The organism is Vibrio sp. YT-19(2023) (assembly GCF_033337395.1).
This window is the reverse complement of sequence record NZ_JAWOQN010000286.1, coordinates 1-858: the sequence shown is the minus strand read 5'-3', so window position 1 is coordinate 858 and position 858 is coordinate 1. Positions and strand designations below refer to the sequence as shown.

Genomic DNA, 858 nt, shown 5'->3' with positions numbered 1-858 from the left:
GGAGTCGACGGTGATATCTACTTTTTAGTGATGGAATATATTGACGGCGAAACGTTGGAAAGTTTAATCCAACGATCTCGTCCAAATGGTTTGAAGTACCATGCAATGCTTTCTATCCTCAACCAAATCCTCGACGCACTATCCTATGCTCATTCGCTCGGTGTTGTACACGCCGACTTAAAACCAGCCAACGTAATTTTGACCTCCGAAGGCCATGTAAAGCTTTTGGATTTTGGTGTGTCGAAAACTCACCAGATCAAACAGGATCAGTATGCAGCAAAACGTAAAACAGAAGATCTAGAAACGCTGGGCTACACGCCTAACTACGCCTCACTCAACCTGCTCTCAGGAAAAGAACCAAACATAAGCGATGATATGTTCGCCTTATGTTGTATTACGTATGAATTGTTGAGTTGTAAGCATCCATATTCAAGAACACCAGTTAATGAAGCACTAAAGAAAAATATTAAGGTCTCTAAACCAGCAAATATGCCAATAGCGAAGTGGCCGATTTTCTCGAAGATTTTTTCAACTGGCACAATTCCAGCTGATTTTAATGCAAAGACAGTTAAGCGTCGTTTGAACAAGCAGCATTGGCCCTTGGCCACTGGTGTCGCAGCCAGCTTGTTGTTTGTGGCAGGTCTTGGATTAGTCTACAACCAACAACAAGTTGCCATTTCCGATCTAGAAGCAAAGCTTAGTCAACAAAAAGAAGTTATCCAAAATGCAGAGCTTCTATTAAGTACTTCGCCGGAGCATAGCCGCTCTTTAATCGATGGTGACGCTTCCCTTCACCCTCTAATTAAAGCTGGGTTGCTCTGTCTACATAAGCCCTATTTACTCGGTCAATTTGAATCA

The 858-nt window shown here is 42.4% G+C and carries 1 protein-coding gene; it reads left to right on the top strand.

Features of this window, described 5'->3' with window-relative positions; all coding sequences use genetic code 11:
* The coding region (locus tag R7E78_RS25440) for a serine/threonine-protein kinase (RefSeq protein WP_318058515.1) at window positions 1-858 on the top strand (858 nt) is incomplete at both ends.